General features: G+C 70.5%; 1 protein-coding gene. It reads right to left on the bottom strand.

Translation table 11 applies throughout. The annotated features are described in order from the left end of the window. Window positions 1-4,705: type I polyketide synthase (locus ACFV2X_RS55285; RefSeq protein ID WP_385631844.1), on the bottom strand; the 4,705-nt coding region annotated here is incomplete at both ends.

The following is a 4,705-nucleotide window of genomic DNA, read 5'->3' as shown; positions in this document are numbered from 1 at the left end:
ACCACCTTGCCCAGATCACCCGTCTTCCTCGCGGTACCGGTGACGACAGCGGTGTGGGCTTCGTCAGCCGCCAAAGCATCCAGACCACGCAGGAAGTCGGTGCGGTCCTGGCCCACCACGACGGCGCGGTGCTCGAAGGAGGCGCGGCCCATCGCGAGGGTGTGACCGACGTCGGCCGGGTTCACCTCGGGGGTGTTGGTCAGGTACGTGTGCAACTGGCGGGCCTGGGCACGTAGCGCTTGTGGGCTCTTCGCGGAGATCGCCCAGGGCACTGGGCCGGGGGTGGTGTGGGGCTCTGCCGGTTCGTGGGCCTCCGCGGCGGGCGGCGCTTGTTCCAGGATGACGTGGGCGTTGGTGCCACTGACGCCGAAAGAGGAGACGCCCGCACGGCGCGTCCGACCCTGCTCGGGCCAGGCCACCGACTCGGTCAGCAACCGCACCGTCCCGCCCGACCAGTCCACATGTGGCGAGGGCTCCTCGGCATGCAGAGTCTGCGGCAACAGTCCGTGGCGCATGGCCATCACCATCTTGATGACACCGCCTGCCCCCGCGGCGGCCTGGGTGTGTCCGACGTTGGACTTGATCGATCCCAACCACAGCGGCCGATCGGCCGACCGCCCCTGTCCGTACGTCGCCAGCAGCGCCTGGGCCTCGATGGGGTCACCGAGCGTCGTCCCCGTGCCGTGTCCCTCCACCGCGTCGATGTCCGCCGCGGCAACCCCCGCGTTTGCCCACGCCTGGCGGATGACTCGCTCCTGCGACGGGCCGTTCGGCGCCGTCAGCCCATTGCTCGCCCCGTCCTGGTTGACCGCGCTCCCCCGTACCACTGCCAGAACCCGGTGGCCGTTGCGCTGGGCATCCGACAGCCGCTCCACCAGGAGCATCCCCGCACCCTCCGCCCAGCCCGTACCATCCGCACGGGCCCCGAAGGATTTGCACCGCCCGTCCGGGGACAGTCCCCGCTGGCGCGAGAACTCGACGAAAGTGGTGGGGGTGGACATGACGGTGACCCCGCCGGCCAACGCCATCGAGCACTCCCCGGACCGCAGCGCCTGGCAGGCCAGATGCAGGGCGACCAGGGACGACGAACAGGCCGTGTCCACAGTGACCGCAGGCCCTTCCAGGCCGAAGGTGTAGGCGACACGCCCCGATGCGACGCTGCCCGCGTTTCCATTGCCGATATAGCCCTCGTAGCCCTCTGGGATCTCGCGCAGGCGCGTGCCGTAGTCGTGGTACATCACCCCCGCGAACACCCCGGTCGAACTCCCCCGCAGCGACGCCGGGTCGATCCCCGCCCGTTCCAGCGCTTCCCAGGAGGTCTCCAGCAGCAGCCGCTGCTGGGGATCCATCGCCACCGCCTCACGCGGGCCGATCCCGAAGAACGCCGCGTCGAACTCACCCGCGTCGTAGAGGAATCCGCCCTGCCGCGTGTAGGAGGTGCCGGTTCGGTCCGGGTCGGGGTCGTAGAGCCGTTCCACCTGCCAGCCCCGGTCCGCGGGGAAGTCCCCCACCGCGTCCATACCGGAGGCGACCAGATCCCACAGGCCCTCGGCCGACCGCACACCCCCCGGAAACCGGCACGCCATGCCGACGATGGCCACCGGTTCGCCCACTGCCCCGCCGACAGCCGCGGCGGGTGGGGCGGCCGCAGCCGCCGAGACACCGCCGACCAACTCGTCACACAGGAAACGGGCGAGCACGTCCGGGCGCGGCCGGTCGAAGATCAAGCCGGCCGGCAGACGCAACCCGGTGGCCTGCTGCAACCGGTTCCGCAGCTCCACCGCGGCGAGGGAGTCGAACCCCAGGTCGCGGAACGCCGAGTCCACCGGGACCGCTTCGGCCGTGCCGTGGCCCAGCACCGCAGCCGCCCGGGAGCGCACGAGCCGCAGCACCTCACGTAGCCGTTCTTCCGGCCCGAGGCTGGTCAACCGCCGCCGCAGGGAGGTCGGCTCACCGGCCGACGCGTCGCGGGTCCGGGACGGCCGGGACGGAGCGACGCCTGTCAGGTGGCGCAGGAATGGCGGGACGGATCCGGATGTCTGAAGCTCTTTCGTGCTGAGTGCGGCGGGCACCACCAGGGCGTGTCCGCAGCTCAGGGCCTTGTCGAAGAGCTCCAGTCCCTCGCTGACGGCCAACGGCCTCAGGCCCGAGCGGCGAAGCCTTGCGCGGTCCGTGGGATCGAGCTGCCCGGTCATGCCCTCGGTCTGCTCCCAAACCCCCCAGGCCAAGGACACCGCGGGCAGCCGAGCGGCCCTCCGGTGACTCGCCAGCGCGTCCAGAGCCGCGTTGGAGGCGGCGTAGTTGGCCTGCCCTGCCGAGCCCATCACCCCGGCCAGCGAGGAGAAGAGCACAAACGCGGACAACGGCAGGTCGCGTGTGAGCTGGTGGAGATTGAGCGCCGAATCGACCTTGGCCCGCAGGACACGGGTCGTGCCCTCCCGCGTGAGGGATGTGATCACCCCATCGTCCAGTACGCCTGCCGCATGCACCACAGCGGCCAGCGGGTGGTCGACGGAGATCTCCGACAACGCGCCCGCGAGTTGCGTCCGGTCTGCGGCATCGCAGGCGGCAATGGTCACCTGTGCCCCGAGCTCTACGAGTTCGGCCTCCAGCCGCCTGGCCCCCGGGGCGTCGAGGCCACGTCGGCTGATCAGCAGCAGATGACGTACGCCATGGGTGGCCACCAAGTGGCGGGCGAGCATGGCACCGAGGCTGCCGGTGCCGCCCGTGATGAGTACGGTGCCGTCCGGATCCCAGGGACGCTCGTCCATGGCCTCATTGGCGGTGTCGGCCAGCAGGCTCAGCCGGGGGGTGCGCAGGGCTCCACCGCGTACGGCCACTTCAGGCTCCCCGCAGGCCAGGGCCATCGACAGCGTACGGCGACGGTCTTCCGGATCAGCCGCGCGGTCATCCAGGTCGAGCAGGACGAATCGGTCGGGGTGCTCCGACTGGGCGGAGCGGATCAGACCCCGCACCGCCGCTCCTGCCAGGTCTTTCACCTCCTCGTCCGGCGCCGTGGCCACGGCGGCTCGGGTGAGGACCACCAAGCGGCTGTCGGCGAACCGGCTGTCTGCCAACCACTGCTGCAGTAGGCCCAGCATGTGCCGCGTGGCGTGACCCAGCGCCTCACTCGGCTCGTCTTCGCTCCCCGCTGGCGAGCAGGCCACGACCGTCCGGGGAACGGGCGCGTCGTCGGCGATCGCCGCGCAGAGCGCGGCCAGGTCGGCGTACGTCCGCTCCGGCGGGGTGGCGAAGTCCTCGGCCGGGCACGGCGTCGCCTCGGTCCCGATCATCACCCATGGGTCGGCTTCCTCGGCCGCTGAGGGGTGGGGGACGGGTTCCCATCGCACCTCGAAGAGCGAGCCATGGGGGGCGACCGGGGCGGCCGTGCGCGACTCGGCCGTGCGCAACTCGGCCCCGTTCACCGGCCGCAGGGCCAACGACCGGACTGATGCCACGGGCTCACCCACCTCGTCGGACACGTCGACCGACACCGCACCCGGGCCATGGCCGTCCGGCCTCAGCCGGACGCGCAGGGCCGTCGCCCCGGATGCGCGCAGGGTGACTCCAGTCCATGTGAACGGCAGCCCGCTGTCCTTTTGTCCCTGAAGCGAGGGCAAGAGGGGAATGGTGTGCAGTACGGAATCCAGCAGCGCGGGGTGCAGCGCGAACCGAGCCGCTGCCGTGTCGCCCAGCAGACCTTCTGACATATGGGCGGTCGCGAAGACCTCGTCGCCGCACTGCCAGGCGGCGTCCAGGCAGCGGAAAGCCGCACCGTAGTGGAACCCCCCCTCGGCCAGCTGCTCGTACAGTCCCTCCAGATCCACGGCGACCGCGCCCGGCGGCGGCCATGCGCCCGCGGGCATGACACCATCCACCGACTCACCGGAGTCCGGGTCAGGCTTGTCGGCAAGGTACCCGGCCGCATGACGCGTCCACGGCTCGCCAGCCGAATCGGCGGTGAGGCCACCGATATCGACTCGTGAGTAGATATCCACCGCCCGGTTTCCTGCTTCGTTCGGCGCGGCCACAGTGACCTGCAGCACTACGCCGGCGCTGCTCTCCGGTACGACGAGCGGGGTGTGGAGCGTAAGTTCCTCGATCCGACGGCAGTCGACATGGGCGGCGGCTTGGAGGGCGAGTTCGAGAAAGGCGGTGCCGGGGAGCAGCACGGCGCCGCCGACGACGTGGTCGGCCAGCCAGGGATGCGTACGGAGAGAAATCCGCCCAGTGAACAGCAACCCCTCACCATCGGCCAACTCGACCGCCGCGCCCAACAGGGGATGCCGCGCCGGCTCAAGGCCTGCCGCCGACATATCAGCGGTGGCAGTGGTGGTGTTGAGCCAGTAGTGGTGGTGTTGGAAGGGGTAGGTGGGGAGGTTTGGGTGGTGGGTGGGGTTGGGGGTGTGGTGGTGCCAGGTGGTGGGGTGGCCGTGGGTGTGGAGGTGGGCGAGGGCGGTGTGGGTGGTGTGGGTTTCGGGTTGGTGGGGGTGGAGGAGGGTGTGGGCGTTGGGGGTGTGGTGGGGGAGGTTGTGGTGGGTGAGGGTGGTGAGTGTGGTGTCGGGTCCGAGTTCGAGGTAGGTGGTGACGCCGTGGGTGTGGAGTTGTTGGGTGGTGTGGGTGTAGTGGACGGTTTCGCGTGTTTGGCGGACCCAGTAGTCGGGTGTGGTGGGGTCCTGGTTGGTGGGGTTGGTGGGGTTGGTGG

Origin of the sequence: Streptomyces sp. NPDC059679, from assembly GCF_042734105.1 — a bacterium.
In the GTDB taxonomy this organism is placed as follows: Bacteria; Actinomycetota; Actinomycetes; order Streptomycetales; family Streptomycetaceae; genus Streptomyces.
Note: the sequence above shows the minus strand (reverse complement) of the source record. Positions and strands in the feature narration are given on the sequence as shown.